The sequence below is a fragment of the bacterium genome (assembly GCA_019912885.1).
Taxonomy (GTDB): domain Bacteria; phylum Lernaellota; class Lernaellaia; order JACKCT01; family JACKCT01; genus JAIOHV01.
On record JAIOHV010000196.1, the window covers coordinates 1 to 5,455 of the forward strand.

The 5,455-nt window shown below is 66.3% G+C and carries 6 protein-coding genes; 5 read left to right on the forward strand and 1 reads right to left on the reverse strand.

Annotation, left to right across the window (positions count from 1 at the left end; genetic code table 11):
- A partial coding sequence (locus tag K8I61_17015; GenBank protein ID MBZ0273743.1) for a NifU family protein occupies positions 1-537 on the reverse strand: 537 nt, incomplete at its 3' end.
- 110 nt (positions 538-647) lie between these two features.
- Here K8I61_17015 and K8I61_17020 point away from each other — a divergent pair.
- The 5 genes from K8I61_17020 to K8I61_17040 all read left to right on the forward strand — a co-directional run.
- A complete protein-coding gene (locus tag K8I61_17020) occupies positions 648-1,070 on the forward strand; it encodes a secondary thiamine-phosphate synthase enzyme YjbQ (protein MBZ0273744.1) in 423 nt (140 codons plus the stop codon).
- 7 nt (positions 1,071-1,077) lie between these two features.
- Positions 1,078-1,881, forward strand: coding sequence for a hypothetical protein (locus K8I61_17025; protein ID MBZ0273745.1), 804 nt, complete (start codon positions 1,078-1,080; stop codon positions 1,879-1,881).
- Complete coding sequence (gene rsmB / locus K8I61_17030) at positions 1,878-3,272, forward strand: 16S rRNA (cytosine(967)-C(5))-methyltransferase RsmB (protein MBZ0273746.1); 1,395 nt, start codon at positions 1,878-1,880, stop codon at positions 3,270-3,272. Before K8I61_17025 ends, rsmB begins: the two co-directional genes overlap by 4 nt.
- The gene (locus tag K8I61_17035) at positions 3,269-4,663 is read left to right on the forward strand and encodes an SGNH/GDSL hydrolase family protein (protein ID MBZ0273747.1); all 1,395 of its coding nucleotides are present in this window, start codon (positions 3,269-3,271) and stop codon (positions 4,661-4,663) included. Before rsmB ends, K8I61_17035 begins: the two co-directional genes overlap by 4 nt.
- A gap of 133 nt (positions 4,664-4,796) precedes the next feature.
- On the forward strand, positions 4,797-5,455 hold a 659-nt coding region (locus K8I61_17040; protein MBZ0273748.1), incomplete at its 3' end, for a hypothetical protein.

The window sequence follows — 5,455 nt, forward strand, 5'->3', positions numbered from 1 at the left end:
GTAGTAAGGGTTCGTGCCCGAGGCGTGATCGGTCGTGTCGATGACCTCATGGATCTCCGGCCAGTGCTGGCGGATGATCGACTCGATGCCCTGCTTCACGGTGACCGACGCCATGCCGCAGCCCTGGCAGCCGCCGCCGACCTGGATGTAGAGCTTGTCGCCGCGCACGTCGAGCGGTTTGGCGAATCCGCCGTGGCCCGCGAGAGCGGGATTGATCGTCGAGTCGAAAAGATCCTGAATCCTCTGCAACTGTTCGCTCGACCAACTCGAACCGCCGGCCGCCGTATCGGTTACCGCGGACGCCGACGCCGAGGCCGCATCCTCCACCGCCGTGACATCGGGCATGTGGTTGCGGATGATGCCAAGCGCCGCGCGCCGGATGACCGACGCATCGACGCGCCCGCTCGCGCGAACGAAGACCGTGCTTCCGTCGAACGAGACAAACTCCACGGACGAGCCCTGCCGCTCGACCAGAGGTTTGATATTGCTTTCGAAAATGGCTTTCAGCTTTTCGATGTTCTGTTCATGTTCGCTCATGAATTCACCCGTTTCCTGCCGGGACGATTCATCCCGGGCGGTTTCGTCATGCTATGATCCGGCATGCCGCGCGTCAAGAAAAACACGCCTTCGCGCGGCTTGCAAAACGAATGTTCGCGTTGGAGGAAATCGACGTGACAACCCTTACCGTTTCAACGAAAAGTCGCAACGAGCTTGTCGATATCACCGGCGGCGTGCGTGATTTCGTCCGCGACGCGGCGGCGAAATCCGGCGCCGTGCTCGTGTTCTGCCCGCACACCACCGCCGCAATCACCATCAACGAAAACGCCGACCCGGACGTGCCCGCGGACATCGTGCTTGGCCTTGGAAAAATCGCGCCGATCCTGGCCGAATTCCGGCACAGCGAAGGCAACTCGGATTCGCACATCAAGTCGAGCCTCGTCGGATGCTCGGAGTTGGTGACGATCGAAGACGGCAAGCTTGGGCTCGGCACGTGGCAGGGAATTTTCTTTTGCGAGTTCGACGGCCCGCGCAAACGCAAGGTCCACCTGACGCTTCTCGCGTCGGCATGACGAACGCATGAGCGCCAAACGCAAGGACCGGCAAACATTGCGCGTGCTCCTCGCCGTGCACGCGGTACCGGGCATCGTCGCGATCGAAACGTTGTTCGCCGAGGGCGTGCGCCCGGAAAACGTCGCGCTATTGACGCACCCGCTGGACGACGCAAACGGCGCGTTTCTCTCCTACGCCTGGTCCCAGGGATTCACACCCGCGTTTTTTCCCGCCGCGAGCGACGAGGCCCTCGAATGGGCGCGCGAATTTTCGCCGGATGTTCTGTTCGCCCTGCACTACGGCGAACGCATTCCGCGCGGCATCCTCGACTTGCCGCCGCTCGGGTGCGTCAACATGCATCCGGCATTGCTGCCGAATTATCGCGGCTGTTTTTCGACCGCTTGGTGCATCATCAACGGCGAGCCCCAAACGGGCGTGACGTTCCATCGCATGACCGAGCGTTTCGACGCGGGCGACATCGTGCGTCAGGATGCCGTGCCGATCCGTCCGGACGATACGACGCATTCGCTTTCCCATCGGCTGATGCTCGCGGGCGTCACGGCGTTCGGTGATGTCTTCCGCCGCGTCGTCGACGACGAAGACCCCGGACGCCCGCAGGCCGGCGAGGGATCGTACTTCGGCTGGCGTGTTCCTTACGACGGCGTCATCGATCCCGCGTGGGACGACGCGCGCGTCGATCGCTTCATCCGCGCCATGGACGCGCCGCCCGCGCGCGGCGCGATCGTCAAGGTCGAGGGGGAGGAGATCGAGGTGCGTTCGATGGACGAGTGGCGTGCGATTCGCGAGCGCATCCGCGAGGCGTCGAGTTGACCGGCGAGGCGCGCGCGCCTTCCCGCGACGCCCGCCGGCTCGCGCTCGACGCGCTGACGGCGGTGCGCCGCAAACGCGCGTATCTTTCACTCACGCTCTCGGCGCTTCTCGACCGATCGAACGCAGGCGCGGCGGATCGGCGGCTCGCGGTCGCGATCGCCTCCGGCGTGATGCGGCGCCGGCGCCGGCTTGACGACGAAATCGACGCCGTATCAAAAACGCCGGTCGACAAACTCGAACCGGTCGTGCGCGACGCGCTGCGGATCGGTCTTTATCAACTGCGTTTCCTTGACCGCATCCCCGCGCACGCGGCGGTCGGCGAAACGGTGACGCTCGTCCCCCCGCGAGCGCGGGGTTTCGTGAACGCGGTGCTGAAAACGCTCGCGCAGGGCGATGCCTACCTTGCACCCGCCGGCGACGATGCCGCGTCACTCGCGCGGCGGTATTCCGTGCCCGACTGGTTGGCCGCGATGTGGCGCGAAACCTACGGCCCCGCGCGCGCCGAGCGCCTTCTTGCCGCGATGCAGGAGGAGCCGCGCGCGGTGCTGCGGGCGTGCGGCGCGAGCGCGGACGACGTCATCGCCGAACTCGCGCGCGAGGGCATCGACGCCAAACGCACGGATCTGTCGCCGTTTGGCGTCGTCGCCGACAACCTCGATACGGCCATTGCGTCCGTGCCGTTTCGCGAGGGACGACTCACCGTGCAGGGCGAGGCCGCGCAGCTCGTAACGCTGCTTGTCGATCCGCGGCCGGGCGAACAGGTGCTCGACGCCTGCGCCGCGCCGGGCGGCAAAACGACGCACATCGCCGAACGCGTCGGTGCGGGCGGGCGCGTCGTCGCGCGCGATGTCCACGCGGGGCGGCTGGCACTCGTCGCCGAAAATGCAAGGCGGCTTGGTTTGGCGAATGTGGAGACGACGTTGGTGGAGGAAATCGAGAGGGATATTGACCCGGGCGACACGCAAGGCGACGGCGAAATTTTCGATCGCGTCCTCGTCGACGCGCCGTGTTCGGGTTTGGGGCAGTTGCAAAAGCACCCGGAGACGCGATGGCTGCTGGCCTCCGAGGATCCCGCGCGGCTCGGCGTGCTGCAACGCGCGATTCTCGCGGACGCGGCGCGACACGTGCGTCCGGGCGGTCGGCTCGTGTACGCGACGTGCACGCTCGCGCGCACGGAGAACGAAGACGTCGTGCGCGACTTTCTCGCCGCGCACGCCGACTTTTCGCTTGTCCCCGCGGGCGGCGCGCTTGCCGAGTCGGTGGCGCGATTTGACGCCGGGCGCGCCGCGCGCATCGCCGCGCTTGCGGACGAGTCCGGCGCGCTGCAGCTTCTGCCGTCGGAGCACGGCACGGATGGCGCGTTCGCCGTGGCGATGCGGCGTCGGGAATGAGCATGAAACCTGCGCCGCGCATCGTCCGCGCCGTTTTTCCCGTCGTGCTCGGCCTTGTTGCGGGCGCGCTTTTCGCGGAGGCGGGCGTGCGCGCGCTTGGGATCGCGCCGCGCGTTTATCGCATCGCGTCCGGCGTGCATCGAATTTCGGAAGATCCCGATCTGCGTTACGAGCCGATTCCGTACACCGAGTTCGAGGGCGAGGCGATCAATGGCGACGGGCGGCGCGATTTTCATTATCCGCGCGAAAAACGCTCCGGCGTGTTTCGCATCGCGTGGCTTGGCGATTCGGTCACTTACGGCTGGGCGAGCTTTTTGTGGGAGGCGCATCCGAAGGTCGCCGAGCGCGTGTTGAACGCGCGCGCGGGCGCCGGCGCTTCGCACGTGGAGGTCTTCAATTTCGGAGTGCGCGGATACGGCGCGCCGGAGATTGTCGCCTGCCTGCGCGCCAAGGCGCTTGCCGTCGATCCCGATCTTGTCGTGTGGTCGTACAATCACAACGATCCCGACCCGTACAGCGTGGATATCCTCGATCTGCTCGGCCAGCAGACCGGTGCGGACGAGGCGTTTTTGTCCTCCGGCGGCGCGTGGCGACGCGGTTTGCGCGGCGCGCTACTCGGGCACAGCAAGCTGTTTGCCCTCGTGCGTTATCGCCTCGCCGAGGCGATGCATCGCGACGCGGCGAGGAACAGCGAAGGACTGCGCCTTCTCGCGCAAAGGGAAAAGCTAAGTTACGAGGCACTTCGCGAGAATTACTTTTTTCGCGTGTTCGCCGAGCATCGCGACCGCGTGCGCAACGCGATCGACGGATTCGCGCGCCTGGCGCGCGAGCGCGGCGTCCCGGCGGCCATGGTTATCGTTCCGCTGCTCGACGATCTGACGGACTATCGCTACGAGCCGCTGCACGCCGGGATCGCGCAAATGGCGGCGGCGCGCGGCATCGTGACGATCGACCCGCTCGCCGAATTTCGGCAGGCCGCCGGCGCGCGCCCGGACGTGGCGCTCGGTGTCGATCACAATCACCCGAGCGAGGCGGGCCAGCGGCTGCTTGGCATCGTTGTCGCGCGCGCGCTGGCGGCGCGCGGGCTTGTTGGCGCGGCGCGCGGCGATGCCGATGAGATGTCGTTTGACGCTTCGGCGTTCGCGGACGATTTTCCGATCGACGCGGACCTCGCCGCACGTGACATGTTCCACATCGAATGGGGCTTTCGGCAGCTCGTCCTCGACAATCCGGACGACGCGGTGAACGCCTTTCTTGCGGCGCGGCGGATCAATCCGAATAATCCCCTCGCGGACAAGGGATTGCGGCGTGCGTTCGACGCAACGCGCGACGCCGCTTTGCGCCGCGCGATCGTCGAGACGCTCGGCGGACCGGCGGCCTTCGCGCGTTAGACGCGGGCGCGCGTATCCCGAATGAGGCGGCAAATGGCGTACCGTGGACGGCGCGAATCGTGCGCGGCGTCGCCGTTTTGGCTTGTCGCTCACGCCGCGAGCCCGCGTTTTCCGGTAAAGGTGAGCGAGCTGTATGGACGAACCGCTTTTCCAGATCGGAACCAACTGCTGGCGCGTGGCCCGCTCCTCCCGCGTCAAATTTCTCATCGACGCGGCGTCGTATTTCGCGACGTTTCGCGAAACGGCGCTGCGAGCGCAACGGACGATCAACATTCTCGGATGGGACATCCACAGCCGCGCCGATCTCGTACGCCACGATCCGCACGATGGTTATCCGCGCGAACTCGGCGCTTTCCTGCGTCGGCTCGCTCATGAGCGCCGGCGGCTGCGCATCGATATCCTGACGTGGGATTTCAACATGCTGTTCGCGCTCGAGCGCGAATGGAGCCCGACCACCCGGCGCGAGCTGTCCGCGCCCCGCCGCATGCGCTATCGGCTGGACAGCCATCATCCCGAAGGCGCGGCGCATCATCAGAAGATCGTGGTGATCGACGACCGCGTCGCGTTCTGCGGGGGAATCGATCTCACGATGCGGCGCTGGGACACGCCCGAACATCGCGTCGACGATCCGCGCCGCGTGGGACCCGACGGCGCGCCGTACGCGCCATTTCACGACACGCAGATCATGGTCGACGGCGAGGCCGCCGCGGCGCTTGGCGATCTGTTCCGCGAGCGCAACGGACGATCAACATTCTCGGATGGGACATCCACAGCCGCGCCGATCTCGTACGC